The sequence below is a fragment of the Pseudomonas sp. ASL7 genome, from assembly GCF_056680375.1.
Genome location: NZ_CM155279.1, coordinates 5,118,496 through 5,138,465, shown reverse-complemented (window position 1 = coordinate 5,138,465; position 19,970 = coordinate 5,118,496). Strand labels below are relative to the sequence as shown.

Sequence of the window (19,970 nt, the reverse complement as noted above, 5' to 3'; positions counted from 1 at the left end):
AATCAACGACTCACAGCAATCGCCTGGTTATTCATGATACGCGGAGTGAGAAACACCAACAGCTCGGATTTTTTCTCCGAAACCACGTCACGCCGGAAAAGGCGGCCAAGATACGGCACATCGCCAAGAAATGGCACCTTATCTACAACCTTGCTCTGAGTATTTGAAAAAACTCCGCCAATCACGATGGTCTCGCCGTCATTGACCAGGACCTTGGCGTTGACCTCGTTCTTCTTGATCGGCGGCACATCCTGCACCTTGTTCAGGTAGTCCGGCTCATCCTTGGTGACCTTGACCTCCATGATGATCCGGTTGTCCGGGGTGATCTGGGGCGTCACTTCCAGAGACAGCGAGGCCTCCTTGAACGATACCGAGGTAGCGCCGCTGGAGCTGGCTTCCTGGTAGGGAATTTCGGTGCCCTTGAGGATTTTCGCGGTCTCCTTATCGGACGTGACCACTTTAGGTTGCGAGACGATTTCACCGTTGCCGGTTTTCTCCATCGCCGTCAGCTCCAGGTCGAGCAATACGTTGTCGGTGATGAAGGCAATGCCGAGACCCGACGTATTGCCGGCAGTCCCCATGTCGACGAATGGCGAGTTGGTGCTGGTGCTGCCCGGCGTACCGATGGTCGACGATGCATTTACACCGTTACTGACGCCCGACGTGTTCCAGTTGCCCTTGTTCTGGATAGATCCGCCCCAGCGCACGCCAAGGCTTTTGTCATAGTCGACGTTGGCTTCGACGATGCGCGCCTCGATCATGACCTGGCGTACCGGAATATCCAGCTGCGCAACGATACGGCGAAGCTCGTCGAGCCGGTCCTGTGTTTGATAGGCAATGATGTTGTTGGTCCGCTCATCCACGGTGATCGAGCCCCGCTCGTCGATTTTTGCCTCGGCACTGGTCACCGAAGTGAACAGCTTGGCGATATCGGCAGCCTTGGCGTAGTTCACCTGCAACAGCTCGCGACGCAGCGGCGCAAGTTCGGCGATTTGTTTTTGCGACTCCAGTTCCTGGCGCTCGCGAGCCGCGATTTCATCGGCCGGCGCCACCAACAACACGTTACCGATTTTGCGTTTGTCCAACCCCTTGGTTTTCAGCACCAGGTCCAGCGCCTGATCCCAGGGAACGTTTTGCAAACGCAGGGTAATGCCTCCCTGAACCGTGTCGCTGGCCACCAGATTGAGGTTGGTGAAATCGGCGATCAGTTGCAGCACCGAACGCACATCGATGTCCTGGAAATTCAGCGAAAGCTTTTCACCGCTATAGGCGACACGTTCGGCATTGCGCTTGTGCAGGTCGTCGACGGTCATCGGCCGGATGCTGACGGTCAGTTTGTTATCGGTCTGGTAGGTCGAATAATCGAAAGCACCGCTGGGCTCAATGCTGATCGTGGCCCGATCCCCCGTGGCGCTGGCGCTGACGAACTGCACTGGCGTCGCGAAATCCTTGACGTCCAGGCGCACACGCAGCGGCTCGGGCAATTGAGTCCTGGCGAAACCGAGGATTATTTTGCCGTCGTGCTCCTGAATGTCCGGGGCGATGGAGGGGTCCGACAGATCAATGACCACATTGCCTTCACCCTGAGTGCCGCGCTGGAAATCCACGCCACGGATCGCTTTGCCCACCGGCGCATAGGTTTTCGCTAGCGCGGGTTTTGGACTGGCTGCACGCGGCTCACTGGCGGTGGGTTTGGACCCATCGATATTGACCCCCTGCCCGACCACCACGATCAGGTTGTTACCCTCGACCCGCTCGTTATACGGGGTCAATTGGGTCAGGTTGATGATCAGCCGCGTACGGTCCTTGGCTTCGACAACCGTCGCACTGCGCGCGTTGCCACCTCCAAGGTCACGATTTTTGCTCGCCAACTGACTGACAACACCGGGCAGGTCCAGTGCAATCCGTGCCGGCTGCTCTGTCGTGTACCCATGAGGCACGGGCGGTGGCGCATCAAACGATAACTTCAACTCGACGCGATCACCCGGCAGCGCCGCTACATCCAGCGCTTTGAGGGTGGCTGCTTGAACCATCGGCGACAGCATCGCTATCCATAGCGAAATACCGAAGGTTGAGAAAATCCTGTTCATTATTCGAGTCCCACTATGAGTGCTCTTTCAAAGGTAGGGTCCGCGGCCGCTCCAGCCAGGCGCCTTCGCCATCGGGAACGATTTCGACCACATCGACTTGCGAGCCGCTAATGGCGACGATCCGTCCATCATTGCGCCCCAGGTAATCGCCGACTTTCAGCCGATGCACGCCGCCCGCCCCGCGCAACAGCGCAAAGGAGCCGGTTGCATTGGAGATCGTGCCGACCATTTCAAACTGCTCGATGTTGAAACCTTCGAGGTACTGCTTGACCCGACTGGTGTCGGGCTTGACGTTGCGCGAGCCGTGTTTCTGGCCGGCAAGGTCGACCCTGACCTGCCGGGAAAACGGACTTCGCAGATTGGCGGCGTTGTAGGTGAACGTTGGGTATGACCGGAATGTCGGCGTCGGTTCAATCTTGCCGGGCGCACGCACACGCATTTCATTCATGTACGCGTCCAGGTCACTGAAGTCATTGCCGCCGCCACAACTTGCCAGGCAGGTGCACAACACGACCAAGGAAAAACGACGACCCGGGCTCATTTTTACAGCCCCTTGTCGTTGTAACGGTAGGTCTTGGCCAGAATGCTCATGCGCAACTTCGGACCACCGTCGGGACTGGCCGGCCCAATATCGAAGTCATGCAGGGTAACGATCCGAGGCAGCCCCGCCACGCCGCTGACGAACGTCGCCAAGTCGTGATAGGCACCGGTGACGGTGATCTGGATCGGCAGTTCGATGTAGAACGGCTGGGTGACCTCCGGTAGCAGTTTGATCTCTTCGAACTCCAGGCCACTGCCCAGGCCCGTACGCGTGATGTCCTCCAGCAGCCCGGGCACTTCGGTGTCACTGGGCAGTTGCCGCAGCAGCACGCCGAAGGCGTTTTCCATCTCCTTCATCTGCTGGGTATACAGCTCCAGACTCGCCGCAACATGCGCTTTGTTGGCAAACTGTTCCTTGAGGGTCGACTCTTCCTCGCGCTTTTGATCGAGCTGGCTCTCAAGGTCGCGGGTGGAAAAGCTGTAGCCCAGCGCCAATACCAGAATCATCAGCAGAACGCCTGCCAACGCTTTGATCAACGGTGGCCAGGAGCCGAGGTTGTTGGTATCCAGATCGTTGATGTCGATCTTGCGCAGCGCTTCAAACCCAGTGGAGAGGCTCATTGGCCGCCCTCCACAGCGCCAGGCTGAGTCTGACGAACAGTCAACTGAAATACGTTGGTCTGGTCCAGCTGGCCTGCCGTGGTCGCTTTGACTTCCGTGAGGCTGGGCGCGTCGAACCAGTCGGACGCATCCAGATTGCGCATCAAGTCTGAAACACGATTGTTAGATTCTGCGGCGCCGGCGATGGACAAGGTCTTGCCGACCATTTTCACCTCGGTGAAATACACCCCGTCGGGCAAGGTGCGCGCCAATTGATCAAAAATCCGCCCGTTGATCGAGCGGTTGCCTTGCAGGTCCTGAATGATGCGCATGCGCTCGACCAGTTGCTGGCGACGGGCTTTCAGGTCGCTGATCTGCTTGATCCGCTCGTCGACCATGGCAATCTGCTGGCCCATGTAATTGTTGCGGGCCACTTGTCGATCAATGGCACTGTTTATGGCCTGGTTCACAATCAACACCGCAACTACTGACCCCACCAACACACCGACCAGCGTCAGTAGAAAGCGCTTTCGGCGTTTATCTCGCTGCTCTTCGCGCCAGGGTAAAAGGTTGATCCGCGCCATCAGTCGAAACTCCTGAGAGCCAGTCCGCAGGCGATCATCAGTGCCGGCGCGTCACTGGCCAAGGCGCCAGCGTTGACTTTGCTGCTCAGGGTCATGTCGGAGAAGGGATTGGCCACCTGCGTCGGCGTGTCCAGCCGTTGTTCGATCAACCGGTCCAGCCCCGGGACCGAAGCGGTACCGCCCGCCAACAGAATGTGATCGACCGAGTGGTACTGACCGGAGGCGAAGAAAAACTGCAAGGAACGCGACACCTGTTGCACCAGCGCATCGCGAAACGGCTGCAACACTTCGCTGACGTAATCGTCCGGCAAGCCGCCCTGCTTCTTCGCAAGCCCGGCCTGCTCAAGGGTCAGGCCATAACGCCGCTGTATTTCCTCCGTCAGTTGGCGACCACCGAACAATTGTTCACGGGTATAGATGATTTTCCCGTCGTACAACACGCTCAGAGTGGTCATGGTCGCGCCGATATCGACCACCGCCACCGTCAAACGCGCCTGAGAAGACGCCAGCCGGGTCGCCAGCAACCCGAACGAACGCTCCAGCGCGTAGGCCTCGACGTCGACCACGCGAGCCGTCAGGCCGGCCAGTGCCAGGGCGGCCTCACGGACTTCGACGTTTTCTTTACGACAGGCCGCCAGCAGCACAGTGACGCGCTCGGGATTGCGCGCCGAGGCACCCTGGACTTCGAAGTCGATGGCGACTTCATCCAAGGGATAAGGGATATATTGATCGGCCTCGATCTTCAGCTGGTTTTCCATCTCGTCGTCGGAAAGCCCGGCATCCATCTCGATGGTCTTGGTGATTACCGCCGAACCGGCAACGGCCACAGCGACGTTCTTGAGATGGGTTTTGGCCTTTATCAGCACACGCTCGAGTGCCTGACCCACGCCTTCGAGCTCGGCAATGTTTTTCTCGATGACAGCGCTGGCGGGCAGAAGCTCAACCGCGTAGGCCTCGACCCTGTAACGGTTGCCCTGGCGACTTAACTCCAGAAGCTTCACCGATGTGGAGCTGATGTCGATCCCCAGAAGCGTTTTGGCCTTTTTATTGAAGAGTCCTGACACTACCAATTCCCTATGACTATCCGTGAGTTACGGACTCTCTAATGTCCATTGCGTTCCATTCATCCGTCTTGACAGCAGCGCAAATGACGCTTGCGACAGAAAAATGCTTATAATGCCCAGCGTTTTTTTCCGGTTTTGCGGGTCATTCTCCTTTTAGCCTGGACCCTGATGCCTCATTCATTCTTTGCCCTGGATATCCAAAAGCCTTGATTCGTCTGCTGAAGTTTTTCGGTTGGTCCATCGTCGCCGTTTTCTGCGGACTGCTCTTAGGTCTCAGCGGCGCGTATCTTTACCTTAGCCCTGGATTACCCTCAGTAGAGGCGCTGAGAAGCATCCAGTTGCAGATTCCCCTGCGGGTTTACAGCAGCGACAACAAGTTGATCGCAGAGTTTGGCGAAATGCGCCGCACGCCGATCCGTTTCGCCGACATTCCCCCCAATTTCATTAATGCGTTACTAAGTGCTGAAGACGACAATTTCGCCAACCACTACGGCGTCGATCCCAGCAGCCTGATGCGTGCCGCGACCCAACTGGTAAAAAGCGGGCACATCCAGTCCGGCGGCAGCACCATCACCATGCAGGTGGCGAAGAACTTCTTCCTGAGCAGCGAACGCAGCTTCTCGCGCAAGACCACTGAAATCCTCCTGGCCCTGCAGATCGAACGACAACTGACCAAGGACGAGATCCTGGAGCTGTACGTCAACAAGATCTACCTGGGCAACCGCGCCTACGGCATCGAGGCCGCCGCGCAGGTTTATTACGGCAAGTCGATTCGTGACATCAGCCTGGCGCAAATGGCGATGATTGCCGGCCTCCCCAAAGCCCCGTCCCGCTTCAACCCGCTGGCCAATCCGGCGCGCAGCAAAGAGCGTCGCGACTGGATCCTGGGGCGCATGTACAAGCTGGGCAAGATCACCGAAGCCGACTACACCGCCGCGATCAACGAGCCGCTGAACGCCAGCTATCACGTGCCGACACCTGAAGTGAATGCACCGTACATCGCCGAAATGGCCCGCGCCGAAATGGTCGGTCGCTATGGCAGCGACGCGTACACCGAGGGCTTTCGCGTGACCACCACCGTGCCGAGCAATCTGCAGGAGTTGGCCAACACGGCAGTCCACGAAGGCTTGATGACCTACGATCAGCGGCATGGCTACCGAGGCCCCGAGTCACGCTTGCCGGGCAAGACTCGCGAAGCCTGGAGCACCGAGCTGACCAAGCAACGCATCATCAGCAGCCTTGAACCGGCCATCGTCACCCAGGTCGACAAGAACGGCCTGCAAGTCATGACCCGCGTCGGTGACGAACACGTCAGCTGGGACAGCATGAAATGGGCGCGCCCGTTTCTGAACACCAACAGCATGGGCGCCAATCCGAAGCAGCCATCGGACGTCGCACAGGTCGGTGATTTGATTCGCGTGCAGCGCCAGCCGGACAACTCGCTGAAGTTCAGCCAGATTCCACAGGCCCAGGGTGCACTGGTTTCCCTTGACCCACAGAACGGTGCCATTCGATCGCTGGTGGGTGGTTTTGCCTTCGAGCAAAGCAACTACAACCGCGCCCTGCAGGCCAAGCGTCAGCCGGGATCGAGCTTCAAGCCGTTCGTCTACAGCGCCGCGCTGGATAATGGCTACACCGCCGCGACCCTGGTGAACGACGCGCCTATCGTGTTCGTCGACGAGTACCTGGATAAAGTCTGGCGCCCGAAGAACGACACCAACACCTTCCTCGGCCCGATCCGCCTCCGTGAAGGGCTCTACAAGTCGCGTAACCTGGTGTCGATCCGACTAGTGCAGGCGCTGGGCGTTGATCGCACCATCGACTACATCAGCAAGTTCGGCTTCAACAAGCAGGACCTGCCGCGCAACCTGTCCCTGGCCCTGGGCACTGCAACCCTGACGCCCATGGAAATTGCCACCGGCTGGAGCACCTTCGCCAACGGCGGCTATAAGATCAGCCCGTACATCATCGACAAGATCGAAAGCCGCAATGGTGACACGCTGTTCGTCGCCAATCCGGCGAGCGTACCCAAAGGTGAGGTAGCCAGCAGCGGTATTGCGGCTCCGGCCGCCAACACCTTCACAGTCAATGCAACACCTGGCGAAGCGCCGACCGCCCAGCCAACACCGCAAACGCCGGCCGTAGCCGAACGCATCATCGATGGCCGCACCACGTACATCCTCAACAGCATGCTTGAGGACGTCATCAAACTCGGCACCGGCCGCCGCGCCCTGGCCCTGGGTCGCCCTGACATTGCCGGTAAAACCGGTACCACCAACGAATCCAAGGACGCCTGGTTCTCCGGCTACAATGCCGATTACGTGACCACTGTCTGGACCGGTTTCGACCAGCCAGAGAGCCTGGGCAAACGCGAGTTTGGTGGCACGGTCGCCCTGCCGATCTGGATGGACTACATGGGCGCAGCCCTCAAAGGCTTGCCACCCCATACGCAGCCTGAGCCGGAAGGCATCCTCAGCCTGCGAGTCGACCCGGTCAGCGGCCGCGCCGCCTCTCCAGGCACGCCAGGTGCCTACTTCGAGCTGTTCAAGGCCGAAGATTCGCCACCGTCGGGGACTGAGCTGGGTAACGGCACTGCGCCCGGCAGCCCGTTGCCAGCAGATGAGGCGGCGCCGATCGACCTGTTCTGATCGTATAGGAACACCCAAAAGCCCCGATCTTCTTAAGAAGGCGGGGCTTTTTAGCTTCCGTGCCTCCTGTCAGACCGCCATCGCGAGCAAGCTCGCTCCCACAATGGATCGGTGGCCTGCACAAGTTCTACGAACAGCACAAAACCCTGTGGGAGCGAGCTTGCTCGCGATGACGGCCTGACAAACACCACAAAAACCACAGGCAAAAAAAAGCCCCGACTCACAAGAGCCGGGGCTTTCTGTTGAAGCGCTACAACGGCTTAGCCGTTGAACACGTCATCCACGCTTTTCAGCGGGTAGTTCTTCGGATACGGCAGGGTCGCTACGCCGGTCTCGATGGCAGCCTTGGCCACTGCATCGGAGATCACGGTGATCAGACGTGCATCCATTGGCTTCGGAATGATGTACTCACGACCGAATTCCAGCTTGATGCCGCCGTAGGCGTCGCACACTTCCTGAGGAACCGGCAGCTTGGCCAGTTCACGCAGGGCGTTGGCCGCCGCGACTTTCATTTCTTCGTTGATGCGCTTGGCGCGAACGTCCAGAGCACCGCGGAAAATGAACGGGAAGCCCAGTACGTTATTGACCTGGTTCGGGTAGTCCGAACGGCCGGTCGCCATGATCACGTCGTCACGGGTGGCGTGAGCCAGTTCCGGGGAGATTTCCGGATCCGGATTCGAGCACGCGAACACGATCGGGTTGGCCGCCATGGATTTCAGGCCTTCGGCGCTCAGCAGGTTCGGGCCGGACAGGCCAACGAACACGTCTGCACCGGTCAGGGCGTCTGCCAGGGTGCGCTTGTCGGTCGCGTGAGCGAAGACAGCCTTGTACTGGTTCAGGTCGTCACGGCCGGAGTGGATCACGCCGGTACGATCAACCATGAAGATGTTTTCGATGTTGGCACCCATGCTCACCAGCAATTTCATGCAGGAGATGGCGGCAGCACCGGCGCCCAGGCAGACGATCCTGGCGTCAGCGAGGGTTTTGCCAGCGATTTCCAGGGCGTTGATCATGCCGGCCGCCGTAACGATCGCGGTGCCGTGCTGGTCATCGTGGAACACCGGAATATCGCACTGCTCGATCAGAGCACGTTCGATCTCAAAGCACTCAGGCGCCTTGATGTCTTCCAGGTTGATGCCACCGAAGGTGATGGAGATGCGTTTAACGGTGTCGATAAAGGCTTGCGGGCTTTCGGAGTCGACTTCGATGTCGAAAACGTCGATGCCGGCGAAGCGCTTGAACAGCACGCCTTTACCTTCCATCACAGGCTTGGAAGCCAATGGGCCGAGGTTACCCAGGCCGAGAATTGCGGTGCCATCGGAAATGACTGCAACCAGGTTGCCTTTGCCGGTGTATTTGTAGGCCAGTTCAGGATCGCGAGCGATTTCGCGTACTGGTTCGGCTACGCCGGGGCTGTAGGCCAGCGACAGGTCGCGAGCGGTAGCGGTGGCCTTGGTGAGCTCGACACTCAGCTTCCCTGGACGAGGATGGGCGTGATATTCGAGAGCGGCAGTTTTCAAATCAGACATGTGGGCATTCCGCTTTTTACTGTGGGACAGACGGACCGCCGAGGATACGCGTGTCGCAAAGTCCCCACAAGACTGACCAGTCACCCCTGTCAAGCGCCCCTCCCTACGACTTTGGACCAAGAGCCACGGAACACAAGGGATAGAGTGTTCACAATCAACAGAAAAAATGTCTACAATTTTTCATTACTGTGCCGCTTGAAGCATCGCCGGGTCAGTTATTGGCAGGAGCCAGCGTGCTTGCCCCCCTTTCAGTCCGCCTCGTCGCGAACGATCCAGCACCCAGCCGCGCGCCTCGATTTGCTTGCCCTTCAGCCGCTCAAGAGACGAGACATCGAACTGCCCTGACAGATTGGGTGCAACGCGCAGTACAACCGAGTCCTGCAACTCAATCCAGATCCCGCCGCGATTACGCTGAACCTTGCTCACACGACCGCTGAGCACGGCAAAACCGGAAGCGTTGATCTGCCCTGCTTTCAGTACAGGTGATTGACGCCACACCCCCAAGCCGGCTTGCCGGGCACTGCGCTCCGCCGCTTGCTGACAGGTGATCAGATCGACATTCGGCGCGATTCCCACCTGGAAGCCGAGGCCTTCGGCGAGCATCTGCGCTTCGACATTAGCGCCATCGGCGCCGTAGACATGGGCGAGGGTTCGGCCATAGCGATCCTTGGCTTCTTTACCCGGCAACAAGCTGACTCGCCCATCGCTGGCGGCGACCAGCGCTTCCAGGCGTTTGCGCGCAGCCACCGCGAACGGCTCATCGGATCGACCGTTCTTGCCCAATTCCGGCGTATTCAAGCCGATCATGCGCACACTGCGGCCATCACTCAGCCGAAGCGTGTCACCATCCACCACTCGCTGCACCGCGACCGACGTCAGACCGCTCGGCGCCGGGCAGAAAGCCTGGGCGCCGGAAAGCCAAATCGCAGACACAAAAAAGGCGCCCACCAGGGACGCCTTTTTCAACAGCAAGGAAAAGCCCATCGGGCCCTTCAACCTTACTCTGCAGCAGCAGAAGCTTTCTTGCCGAAAGCACCGAAACGGTCTGCGAAGCGCTGTACACGGCCGCCAGTATCCAGAGTCTTCTGCTTACCGGTGTAGAACGGGTGGCACTCGTTGCATACGTCAGTACCCAGTGGCTTGCACAGGTTCGAACGAGTTTCGAACTTGTTGCCGCAGCTGCAAGTTACTTCGATGGTTTCGTACGCTGGATGGATATCGGCTTTCATGGTGTATTCCTCAGGCTAGTGTGCCGCCACTCAACACTATTGTTGAATACCGCACATAATTAGGCCGCGGATTCTACCAGACCTTGGCAATCGCGCAAGCTGTCCCTTACACCGACCGTCTGCTAGGCTCCCGACCCAAAGCGCCGCCCCTGTGGGAGCGAGCCTGCTGTTTATTTTCCGCTGATTGAGACCCCCCCGCGTGCCCGACGCCATTTTGCGCCTCGCCCTGCCTTCGCCCCTGCGCCGCCTGTTCGATTACCGTGCCCCGGCCGGTGTCCTGCGCGCCCAGTTGCACCCCGGCATGCGCCTGCGGGTACCGTTCGGCCGACGGGAGATGATCGGGATTCTGGTGGAGGTGACCGACCACAGCGAAGTGCCGATTGAAAAACTCAAACCGGCGTTGGCTCTGCTCGATGCAACACCGCCTCTACCGCCAGCGCTGTTCAAACTGTGCCTGTGGACGTCCCAGTATTACCAGCACAGCCTCGGCGACACATTGAGTTGGGCGCTGCCGGTATTGCTGCGCCAGGGCGAACTGGCCGAAGCGCGTCAGGAACGCTTCTGGTCCGCCGCGCCCGGCGCCAGCCTTGATGACCCGCGCATCGCCCGCGCCCCGCGCCAGCGTGAAGCCCTGGCAACGCTGGCCCAGCACCCCCACGGCGTCGCCCATCAATTGCTGAGCAAATTGATGCTGAGCAAGGACAGCCTGGATTTGCTGCTGGCCAAGGACCTGGTGCAGGTGGAAATTCGCAAGCACGCCCCCGGGGCGCGTCACGAACACTGGCTGGCACAACCGGAACTGCCGCTCAACCCGGAGCAGCGCGCAGCCTATGAAGCGATTCGCGCCGGGTTCGACAGTTATCACGCGTTCCTGCTGGCGGGCGTCACCGGCAGCGGCAAGACCGAAGTCTATTTGCAACTGATCCGCGAAACCCTTGAGGCCGGCAAGCAGGCGCTGGTGTTGATCCCGGAGATCAACCTCGGCCCACAAACCCTGGCACGCTTCGAACAACGTTTTAATGCACGCATCGCTTTAATCCATTCTGCCGTCAACGATCGCGAACGCCTCGAAGCCTGGCTCGCCGCCCGGGACGGCGATGCCGACATCATTATCGGCACCCGTTCGGCGCTGTTCACGCCGATGAAAAACCCCGGCCTGATCATCATCGACGAAGAGCACGACGGCTCCTATAAGCAGCAGGAAGGCTTGCGCTATCACGCCCGTGATCTGGCATTGGTGCGTGCCCGACAGGAAAACATCCCGATTGTCCTCGGGTCCGCCACGCCTTCGCTGGAAAGCCTGCAAAACGCCTACACCGGTCGTTACGGCCTCCTGCGATTAAACGAACGAGCCGGTGGCGCCAAACAACCACGCTTCCTGCGCCTGGACGTGAAAAGCCGTCCGCTGGATAGCGGCATTTCCGGGCCGATGCAACAAGCCATCGGTCAGACGCTGGCAGCCGGCCAGCAAGTATTGGTGTTCCTTAACCGTCGTGGCTTTGCCCCAACCTTGCTCTGCCACGACTGCGGCTGGATGTCCGAGTGTCAACGCTGCGATGCGCGGATGACGGTGCATCAACGTTCCGGCGAACTGCGCTGCCACCACTGCGGCTACGTCGAACGCGTGCCCCGCAATTGTCCGAAATGCGGCAAGGTCGATTTACGCCCCGTAGGCGCTGGCACCGAGCGGGCCGAGGAGCGATTGGCGATTCTGTTCCCGGACGTCCCGGTGTTGCGGGTCGACCGCGACAGCACTTCACGCAAGGACGCGATGAATCAGCTATTTGCGACCATCCAAAAGGGACAGCCGTGCATTCTGGTGGGCACGCAGATGCTTGCTAAAGGGCATCACTTTCCACGGGTGACGCTGGTATCGATTCTCGATGCCGACGGTGGACTATTCTCCGGCGACTTCCGCGCCAGCGAGCGCATGGCGCAATTGATCGTCCAGGTTGCAGGCCGCGCGGGCCGGGCTGAAGAGCCGGGCAAAGTGATTATCCAGACACACCTGGCCGACCATCCGCTGCTGGTGCAACTGACGGAACAGGGTTATTTCGCTTTTGCCGAGCAGGCATTGAGCGAACGGCGCTCTGCGGGCCTGCCGCCGTTTGCACACCTGGCGCTGCTGCGGGCCGAAGCGCACAAACCCGGGCAGGCTGAAGGCTTTCTCGATGAGGCGTGCAGTGAGGCGGAACGATTGCTGGCCGAGCAGAATCTGAGTGGGATCGAGTTGCTGGGCCCGGTGCCCGCGCCGATGGAGCGTCGAGCCGGGCGCTATCGTGCGCAGTTGTTGCTGCAGGCCACGGCGCGGGCGCCGTTGCATCGACTATTGAGCAACTGGTTGTTGGTGCTGGAACAAATGCCGAGCGGGCGCGCGGTGCGCTGGTCGCTGGATGTCGATCCGGTCGATTTGTATTGATTGGAAGGTCGCCTTCGCGAGCAGGCTCGCTCCCACAGGGATCTATGTCGCTCACCTAAACATTGTGGGAGCGAGCCTGCTCGCGAAGAGGCCCGAATAGTCACCACATATCCATAACCTGCCCGCTATAGTTGGCAAGCCCGCCTTCGCAACGGATAATGCCCAGTTTTTCCACCAGCGCATTGATGCGCCGCCGCGCTTGCGTCGAAAGAGAAGACCATGAAAGACACCATTCGCCAGCTGATCCAACAAGCCATCACCCAACTCGTCAACGAAGGTGTGTTGCCTGAAGGCCTGTCGCCGGCGATCCAGGTGGAAAACTCCCGCGACAAGACGCACGGCGACTTCGCCAGCAACATCGCGATGATGCTCGCCAAGCCGGCCGGCATGAAGCCGCGCGATCTGGCCGAAAAAATCATCGCCGCGCTGCCGGTCGACGAGAATGTCACCAAGACCGAAATCGCCGGCCCTGGCTTCTTGAACTTCTTCCAGAACACTCAGGCCCTGGCCACGCGCCTGGACGCCGCCCTGGCCGATGACCACATCGGCGTGCGCAAGGCCGGCCCGGTGCAGCGCACTGTCGTTGACCTGTCGGCGCCGAACCTGGCCAAAGAGATGCACGTCGGCCACCTGCGTTCGACCATCATCGGCGACGGCGTGGCTCGCGTTCTGGAATTCCTCGGCGACACCGTCATCCGTCAGAACCACGTCGGCGACTGGGGCACCCAGTTCGGCATGCTGATGGCGTATCTGCAAGAAAACCCGATCACCAGCGACGAGCTGTCGGACCTGGAAAACTTCTACCGCGCGGCCAAGCAACGCTTCGACGAATCCGAAGAGTTCGCTGATCGCGCTCGCGGCCTGGTGGTCAAGCTGCAAGCCGGCGACCCGGACTGCCTGGCGCTGTGGACCAAGTTCAAAGACATTTCGCTGTCGCATTGCCAGAAAATCTACGAGCTGCTGAACGTCAAACTGACCATGGCCGACGTGATGGGCGAAAGCGCCTACAACGACGACCTGATCAACGTGGTCAACGACCTCAAGGCTGCGGGCATGCTGGTCGAGAGCAACGGCGCTCAGTGCGTGTTCCTCGATGAATTCAAGAACGCCGACGGCGACCCGCTGCCGGTGATCATCGTCAAGGCCGACGGTGGCTATCTCTATGCCACCACCGACCTGGCGGCCGTGCGTTATCGCAGCGGCAAGCTGAAGGCAGATCGCGCGCTGTACTTTGTCGACCAGCGTCAGGCGCTGCACTTCCAGCAAGTGTTCGCGGTTGCCCGCAAGGCCGGCTTCGTGACGCACCCGATGGAAATGGAACACATGGGCTTTGGCACCATGAACGGTAAAGATGGCCGTCCGTTCAAGACGCGTGATGGCGGCACAGTGAAGTTGATCGACCTGCTGACCGAAGCCCAGGAACGCGCCTATACCCTGGTGAAAGAGAAGAACCCGGAGTTGGCCGATGATGAACTGCGCAACATCGCCAAGGTCGTGGGCATTGGCGCGGTGAAGTACGCCGACCTGTCCAAGCACCGCACCAGCGACTACAGCTTCAACTTCGACCTGATGCTGAACTTCGAAGGCAACACCGCGCCGTATCTGCTGTACGCCTACACCCGCGTGGCTGGCGTGTTCCGCAAACTCGGCAAGGACTTCAGCGAAGTCGAAGGCCAGATCACCCTCGAAGCCGCGCACGAGCACGAGCTGGCGGCGAAGCTCGCGCAGTTTGGTGAAGTGCTGAACAACGTTTGCGACAAAGGGACGCCGCACATCCTTTGCACGTACCTGTACGATGTCGCCGGCCTGTTCTCCAGCTTCTACGAGAACTGTCCGATCCTCGGCGCCGACACCCCGGCGCAAATGCAGAGCCGCCTGCGCCTTGCCGCGCTGACCGGCCGCACTCTCAAGCAAGGCCTGGAACTCTTGGGTCTGGAAACTCTGGAGCGTATGTAAGTTGGCTGCCAAGAAAAAACCTGCACCCAAGCGTGGCGCCAGCCGTTACCAAGCTCCTGCAAAGAAACCGATTCCGGGCTGGCTGTGGATGGCCATCGGCCTGACGGTCGGCGCGTTCGTTGTGTTCCTGATGAAGCTGGAGCCGGGCAAGGGCAGCGAGAGCGTCAAGCGCGAGAAGATCGAGCAGCAGAAAGCCACCAAGGTCGCCGAGGCCAACAAGACCCCGCCGAGCCCGACGCAACCGGTGAAGCCGAAGTACGACTTCTACACCCTGCTGCCGGAATCGGAAGTGATCGTGCCGCCGGATGCGGTGCCGGAGAAAACCCTGCCGACGCCACAAGTGCCGGCGGTGCCGACCACACCGGTGTCGCCAGAACAAGCGGCGAAGATCGACACCGCACGGGCGCAGGCTGCGCTGGCCGGGATTACGCCGCCACCGGCGCCTCCGGTTTCCAAAGCGGCACCAGTGACCAAGTTCTTCCTGCAAGCCGGCTCGTTCCGCAAGCAAGCGGATGCCGACAAGGTTCGCGCGCAGATCATTTTGCTCGGTCAGGCGGTGGCGGTTGAGTCCGGCACGGTTAAAGATGAAACCTGGTATCGGGTTTTGGTCGGGCCGTTCAGCAACCGTGAACAACTGACCACGGCCCAGAAACAACTGGCCGGCGCAGGATTCAGCAATCTGTTGTTACAACAACGCCAGAACCGCTGACCCTGTCAGCAACACCGCGTCATCGTTCATCGCGAGCAGGCTCGCTCCCACAGAATATGCGCCAACCCTGTGGGAGCGAGCCTGCTCGCGATGGCGTCCTTACAAACACCACACCTCTGATTCAGCTCGCACCGCTCGTCCCCTCTCCCGCACCACAGTTGAAAAACGCTCCACCACCCCCATATGAGTTGCCATAAGGCATTTTCGCCCCCCTGCGTGGAGACTCTCCCTTGACCACCATCGTTTCAGTTCGCCGCCATGGCAAAGTCGTCATGGGCGGCGACGGCCAGGTTTCGCTCGGCAATACCGTGATGAAAGGCAATGCGAAGAAAGTTCGTCGCCTGTACCACGGCCAGGTCATCGCCGGTTTTGCCGGGGCTACCGCCGACGCCTTCACCCTCTTCGAACGTTTCGAAGGTCAGCTTGAGAAACATCAGGGCCACCTGGTTCGCGCCGCCGTCGAACTCGCCAAAGAATGGCGCACCGATCGCTCCCTCAGCCGTCTTGAAGCCATGCTCGCGGTCGCCAACAAAGACGCGTCCCTGATCATCACTGGCAACGGCGATGTGGTTGAGCCCGAAGAAGGCCTGATCGCCATGGGTTCCGGTGGCGGTTACGCCCAGGCCGCCGCCAGCGCACTGCTGAAGAAAACCGACTTGTCGGCCCGCGAAATCGTCGAAACCGCGCTTGGCATTGCCGGCGACATCTGCGTATTCACCAACCACACCTTCACCATTGAGGAGCAGGACCTCGCTGAGTAAGCCCGTTTCGGCCTTTGCGCCACGGCTCACTGCTGCTTGAGGACCGCCAATTACTATGCCCATGACTCCCCGTGAAATCGTCCACGAACTCAATCGCCATATCATCGGCCAGGACGATGCCAAGCGCGCCGTCGCCATCGCGCTGCGTAACCGCTGGCGCCGGATGCAGCTGCCTGAAGAGCTGCGCGTTGAAGTCACCCCGAAGAACATCCTGATGATCGGCCCGACCGGTGTCGGTAAAACCGAGATCGCCCGTCGCCTGGCAAAACTCGCCAACGCGCCGTTCATCAAAGTCGAAGCGACCAAGTTCACCGAAGTCGGCTATGTCGGCCGCGACGTCGAGTCGATCATTCGTGACTTGGCGGACGCCGCGATCAAGTTGCTGCGCGAACAGGAAATAACCAAGGTTCGCCACCGCGCCGAAGACGCCGCCGAAGAGCGCATCCTCGACGCGCTGCTACCGCCCGCACGCATGGGCTTCAGCAACGAAGACGCTGCCCCGTCCGCCGATTCAAACACCCGTCAGCTGTTCCGCAAGCGCCTGCGCGAAGGTCAGCTGGACGACAAAGAAATTGAAATCGAAGTCGCTGAAGTCACTGGCGTCGATATCTCCGCGCCGCCAGGCATGGAAGAAATGACCAACCAGTTGCAAAGCCTGTTCGCCAACATGGGCAAGGGCAAACGCAAGAGCCGCAAGCTCAAGGTCAAGGAAGCGCTGAAACTGGTCCGTGACGAAGAAGCCGGTCGCCTGGTCAACGAAGAAGAGTTGAAGGCCAAGGCGCTGGAAGCAGTCGAGCAGCACGGCATCGTGTTCATCGACGAGATCGACAAGGTCGCCAAGCGCGGCAATTCAGGTGGCATCGACGTGTCTCGTGAAGGCGTACAGCGCGACTTGCTGCCGCTGATCGAAGGCTGCACCGTCAACACCAAACTGGGCATGGTCAAAACCGACCACATCCTGTTCATCGCCTCAGGTGCGTTCCACTTGAGCAAGCCGAGCGATCTGGTGCCTGAACTGCAAGGTCGCCTGCCGATTCGTGTTGAACTCAAGGCCCTGACCCCGGAAGACTTCGAGCGCATTCTCAGTGAGCCGCACGCGTCGCTCACCGAACAATATTGCGCACTGCTGAAAACCGAAGGCTTGACCATCGAGTTCCAGCCGGACGGCATCAAGCGCATTGCCGAGATCGCCTGGCAGGTCAACGAGAAGACCGAGAACATCGGCGCCCGTCGCCTGCACACCTTGCTTGAGCGTCTGCTCGAAGAGGTGTCGTTCAGCGCCGGCGACCTGGCCAGTGTCCACGACGACAAGGCGATCCTGATTGACGCCGACTACGTCAACAGCCACCTCGGCGAATTGGCGCAGAACGAAGACCTGTCCCGTTATATCCTGTAAGCCATACTTGTAGGAGCGAGCTTGCTCGCGAAGGTGGGTCAGTCGACATCGATGCAGCTGACCCACCATCGCGAGCAAGCTCGCTCCTACAGGGTTCCATCCTTAAACGGAACTCAGGCCATGACCCAACTCCCCACCGATATCAAACTGCACAAAGCCTCGAAGACCCTGTCGCTGAAATACGCGTCCGGCGAAGAACATCACCTGCCCGCCGAGTTCCTGCGCGTGCACTCTCCTTCCGCCGAGGTCCAGGGCCACGGCAAACCTATCCTGCAATTTGGCAAGATCGACGTAGGACTGACCAAGGTAGAACCGGCCGGTCAGTACGCGCTGAAATTGACCTTCGATGACGGCCATGACAGCGGCCTGTTCACCTGGGAGTATTTGTACCAGTTGGGCGTGCGCCAGGAAGATCTGTGGAACGATTATCTTGCCGAACTCAAAGCCGCCGGAAAAACCCGCGACCCCAACCAGTCCATCGTCAAGCTGATGCTCTAGCTCGGGCCTCTTGCTCTTTAGAGGGCATTTTCTAATTTCATCTGTTTGAATGCTCCGCTTCGGGGCCGTTGATTGGCCCGCTTGCGAAAAAAATTAAAGTCGGGTAACCAATGGAACTGGCAAGTTCCCTGCAGTGCTCTCTGCGATAGAAAAGCAGCGATGCAGAATTAACGGTCACCCGAGCAGTAGTACCTGGCATTGGCTGTGTGACTGCACAGCTGAACCCAGGTACTCGTCTCAGGACAATGGAGCGTCGTAGATGAGTAACAAGAATAACGATGACTTGAAGTATCAAGCCTCGGAACACACCTTGGGGCTGAATCCTGTCGTTGGATTGCGTGGAAAGGATCTACTGGCTTCTGCTCGAATGGTGCTCAGGCAGGCCATCAAACAACCGATTCACAGTGCCAGGCATGTCGCCCATTTCGGCCTTGAACTGAAGAACGTGCTATTCGGTAAATCCGAGCTGCAACCGACCAGTGAGGACCGTCGTTTTTCCGATCCGGCCTGGAGCCAGAACCCGCTCTACAAACGTTATTTGCAAACCTACCTGGCGTGGCGCAAGGAACTCCACGACTGGATCGATGACAGCAATCTGTCGCCCAAAGACGTCAGTCGCGGGCACTTCGTGATCAACCTCATGACCGAAGCCATGGCCCCGACCAACAGTGCGGCCAATCCGGCGGCGGTCAAACGCTTCTTCGAAACCGGCGGCAAAAGCCTGCTCGATGGACTCTCGCACCTGGCCAAGGATCTGGTGCACAACGGTGGCATGCCGAGCCAGGTCAACATGGGCGCGTTCGAGGTCGGCAAAACCCTGGGCGTGACCGAAGGCGCGGTGGTGTTCCGCAACGATGTACTGGAGCTGATCCAATACCGGCCAATCACCGAGCAGGTGCACGAGCGCCCATTGCTGGTGGTGCCGCCGCAGATTAATAAATTCTATGTTTTCGACCTGAGCCCTGAGAAGAGCCTGGCGCGCTTCTGCCTGCGCAGCAACGTGCAGACGTTCATCGTCAGCTGGCGCAACCCGACCAAGGAGCAGCGTGAGTGGGGCCTGTCGACCTACATCGAGGCGCTCAAGGAAGCGGTCGACGTGGTCACCGCAATCACCGGCAGCAAAGACGTGAACATGCTCGGGGCCTGCTCCGGTGGCATCACCTGCACCGCGCTGCTGGGCCACTACGCCGCAATCGGCGAGAAGAAGGTCAACGCCCTGACGCTGCTGGTGAGCGTGCTGGACACCACCCTGGACAGCGACGTCGCGCTGTTCATCGATGAACAAACGCTCGAAGCCGCCAAGCGCCACTCCTACCAGGCCGGCGTGCTGGAAGGCCGCGACATGGCGAAAGTCTTTGCCTGGATGCGCCCCAACGACCTGATCTGGAATTACTGGGTCAACAACTACCTGCTCGGCAACGAGCCGCCGGTTTTCGACATCCTGTTCTGGAACAACGACACCACGCGATTGCCCGCCGCCTTCCACGGCGACCTGGTCGAGATGTTCAAAAACAATCCACTGATTCGTCCCAATGCACTGGAAGTGTGCGGCACGCCGATCGACCTGAAACAGGTCACCGCCGACATCTTTTCCCTGGCGGGCACCACAGACCACATTACCCCGTGGAAGTCCTGCTACAAGTCGGCGCAACTGTTTGGCGGCAAGGTCGAATTCGTGCTGTCCACCAGTGGGCATATCCAGAGCATTCTGAACCCGCCGGGCAACCCGAAATCACGCTACATGACCAGCGTCGATATGCCGGTCAAGGCCGAGGAGTGGCAAGAAAACTCTACCAAACACACCGACTCCTGGTGGCTGCATTGGCAGGCATGGCAAGCCGAACGTTCGGGCAAGCTGAAAAAATCCCCAGCCAGTTTGGGCAACAAGGCTTATCCAGCAGGTGAAGCTGCACCGGGCACCTACGTACATGAGCGGTAACTGACACA

Annotated in this window: 16 protein-coding genes; 8 read left to right on the top strand and 8 right to left on the bottom strand. The window is 59.6% G+C overall.

From position 1 onward, the window contains the following. Positions 1–2: 2 nt before the first annotated feature. The 5 genes from AC1MDT_RS23850 to AC1MDT_RS23830 are packed head-to-tail and all read right to left on the bottom strand — an operon-like array spanning position 3 to position 4,878. Positions 3–2,090: a type IV pilus secretin PilQ gene (locus AC1MDT_RS23850; protein WP_480419228.1), complete on the bottom strand. Its 2,088-nt coding sequence runs from the start codon at positions 2,088–2,090 to the stop codon at positions 3–5. A gap of 13 nt (positions 2,091–2,103) precedes the next feature. Further along, entirely contained in the window at positions 2,104–2,631 is a 528-nt protein-coding gene (locus tag AC1MDT_RS23845; RefSeq protein ID WP_480419227.1) for a pilus assembly protein PilP, read from the bottom strand. Between the two features lie 2 nt (positions 2,632–2,633). Further along, the gene (gene pilO / locus AC1MDT_RS23840; protein WP_480419226.1) at positions 2,634–3,251 is read right to left on the bottom strand and encodes a type 4a pilus biogenesis protein PilO; all 618 of its coding nucleotides are present in this window, start codon (positions 3,249–3,251) and stop codon (positions 2,634–2,636) included. Further along, positions 3,248–3,814, bottom strand: coding sequence for a PilN domain-containing protein (locus AC1MDT_RS23835; protein WP_480419225.1), 567 nt, complete (start codon positions 3,812–3,814; stop codon positions 3,248–3,250). The genes pilO and AC1MDT_RS23835 overlap by 4 nt, the downstream gene beginning before the upstream one ends. Then, positions 3,814–4,878 (bottom strand): pilus assembly protein PilM, encoded by a 1,065-nt coding sequence (locus tag AC1MDT_RS23830; protein ID WP_480419224.1) that lies wholly within the window; start codon positions 4,876–4,878, stop codon positions 3,814–3,816. Before AC1MDT_RS23830 ends, AC1MDT_RS23835 begins: the two co-directional genes overlap by 1 nt. A 209-nt stretch (positions 4,879–5,087) precedes the next feature. On the opposite strand from AC1MDT_RS23830, the gene AC1MDT_RS23825 reads away from it, so the two are divergent. After that, positions 5,088–7,526 carry a penicillin-binding protein 1A gene (locus AC1MDT_RS23825; RefSeq protein ID WP_480422859.1) on the top strand — a complete coding sequence of 813 codons (2,439 nt, stop codon included), beginning with the start codon at positions 5,088–5,090 and terminating at the stop codon, positions 7,524–7,526. 260 nt (positions 7,527–7,786) lie between these two features. On the opposite strand, the gene AC1MDT_RS23820 is transcribed toward AC1MDT_RS23825, so the two are convergent. The 3 genes from AC1MDT_RS23820 to rpmE all read right to left on the bottom strand — a co-directional run bounded on the left by AC1MDT_RS23820 (position 7,787) and on the right by rpmE (position 10,284). Further along, positions 7,787–9,055: a malic enzyme-like NAD(P)-binding protein gene (locus tag AC1MDT_RS23820; RefSeq protein ID WP_480419223.1), complete on the bottom strand. Its 1,269-nt coding sequence runs from the start codon at positions 9,053–9,055 to the stop codon at positions 7,787–7,789. Positions 9,056–9,238: 183 nt separating this feature from the next. Then, positions 9,239–10,039, bottom strand: a complete 801-nt coding sequence (locus AC1MDT_RS23815; protein WP_480419222.1) for a thermonuclease family protein — start codon at positions 10,037–10,039, stop codon at positions 9,239–9,241. Positions 10,040–10,053: 14 nt separating this feature from the next. After that, positions 10,054–10,284 (bottom strand): 50S ribosomal protein L31, encoded by a 231-nt coding sequence (gene rpmE, locus AC1MDT_RS23810; RefSeq protein ID WP_480419221.1) that lies wholly within the window; start codon positions 10,282–10,284, stop codon positions 10,054–10,056. A 199-nt stretch (positions 10,285–10,483) separates the two neighbouring features. Between rpmE and AC1MDT_RS23805 the strand changes: the two genes are divergently transcribed. From AC1MDT_RS23805 to phaC, 7 genes are all read left to right on the top strand, one after another. After that, positions 10,484–12,703: a primosomal protein N' gene (locus AC1MDT_RS23805; protein WP_480419220.1), complete on the top strand. Its 2,220-nt coding sequence runs from the start codon at positions 10,484–10,486 to the stop codon at positions 12,701–12,703. A gap of 219 nt (positions 12,704–12,922) precedes the next feature. Further along, entirely contained in the window at positions 12,923–14,659 is a 1,737-nt protein-coding gene (gene argS / locus AC1MDT_RS23800) for an arginine--tRNA ligase (protein WP_480419219.1), read from the top strand. 1 nt (position 14,660) lies between these two features. Next, positions 14,661–15,368 (top strand): SPOR domain-containing protein, encoded by a 708-nt coding sequence (locus tag AC1MDT_RS23795; protein WP_480419218.1) that lies wholly within the window; start codon positions 14,661–14,663, stop codon positions 15,366–15,368. A gap of 230 nt (positions 15,369–15,598) precedes the next feature. Beyond that, positions 15,599–16,129 (top strand): ATP-dependent protease subunit HslV, encoded by a 531-nt coding sequence (gene hslV / locus AC1MDT_RS23790; protein ID WP_007899242.1) that lies wholly within the window; start codon positions 15,599–15,601, stop codon positions 16,127–16,129. Positions 16,130–16,184: 55 nt separating this feature from the next. Continuing rightward, entirely contained in the window at positions 16,185–17,525 is a 1,341-nt protein-coding gene (hslU, locus tag AC1MDT_RS23785; RefSeq protein WP_480419217.1) for an ATP-dependent protease ATPase subunit HslU, read from the top strand. Between the two features lie 120 nt (positions 17,526–17,645). Then, positions 17,646–18,023: a gamma-butyrobetaine hydroxylase family protein gene (locus AC1MDT_RS23780; RefSeq protein ID WP_480419216.1), complete on the top strand. Its 378-nt coding sequence runs from the start codon at positions 17,646–17,648 to the stop codon at positions 18,021–18,023. Between the two features lie 259 nt (positions 18,024–18,282). After that, positions 18,283–19,962 (top strand): class II poly(R)-hydroxyalkanoic acid synthase, encoded by a 1,680-nt coding sequence (phaC, locus tag AC1MDT_RS23775; protein WP_480419215.1) that lies wholly within the window; start codon positions 18,283–18,285, stop codon positions 19,960–19,962. Positions 19,963–19,970: the final 8 nt, after the last annotated feature.